The following is a 774-nucleotide window of genomic DNA, read 5'->3' as shown; positions in this document are numbered from 1 at the left end:
CTTTACAAAGCGCTCGAACCCCTCTTGGGTCGCGCCCCAAGGGTAGTCAGGCGCCCATGCCCGGCGAGCACGGCAGCCGTACAGAACCAACGCGCTCACCCTTTCGGGATACGTAGCGGCAAACAAGGAAGCCATGTTCCCGCCCTCGGAAACTCCGAAGAGCGCCGCTTGCTTCGATCCGACGGCATCGAGTACGGCCTTGATGTCCTCGGTCCTCTGTTCGAGTGTTGGGAAGCCCACGTTTCGGTCGGACATCCCCGTACCGCGTTTGTCGAAAAAGACCAGGCGGGAAAAGCGGCCAAGTCCGCTGAGAAATCGAGCGTATTCGGGGCTTTCCCAAGCGTACTCGATGTTGCTGAGCCAGCCTTGAGCGTAGAGCAAATCCGTTGGGCCATCACCGACTACCTGATAGGCAATGGAAATGTCGCCGCATTGTGCATAGCGCGTCTCGTGGGTTTGCATGACCGCCTGACAATCGATTGGGTAACTGCGACACGTTACCTAGACAGATGCGAAGCTCGCAGCCCAAGATACTGAACTTTGGCAATGAGGGGAATGTCGGCTTCGGGTCAGTTCACGTCAATGCACGCAGTGCATCTGAGGTCCGCTTCTGAAATTCCACGCCTCGAAGCKGCCAGTCGGCTCCCGGCCCAATTGCGCTCATTCCGGATCTACCTTAGGGGCGAAGCTGCTTTGTGCCTATCGGGCCGCTTTCGCCGCGATGGCGGCGCGCCGTTTAATTAGCCACAATGTCAACATGGGTGACCCACCGGG

General features: G+C 58.6%; 1 protein-coding gene. It reads right to left on the bottom strand.

The features are described 5' to 3' along the window. Nucleotides 1-462: alpha/beta fold hydrolase (locus ACXJ7R_RS35065; protein ID WP_457155794.1), on the bottom strand; the 462-nt coding region annotated here is incomplete at its 3' end. Nucleotides 463-774 lie beyond the last annotated feature (312 nt).

This window comes from Mesorhizobium sp. P5_C1, assembly GCF_054049815.1.
The sequence above is the reverse complement of the archived record's forward strand: the minus strand, read 5'-3'. Positions and strand labels throughout refer to the sequence as shown.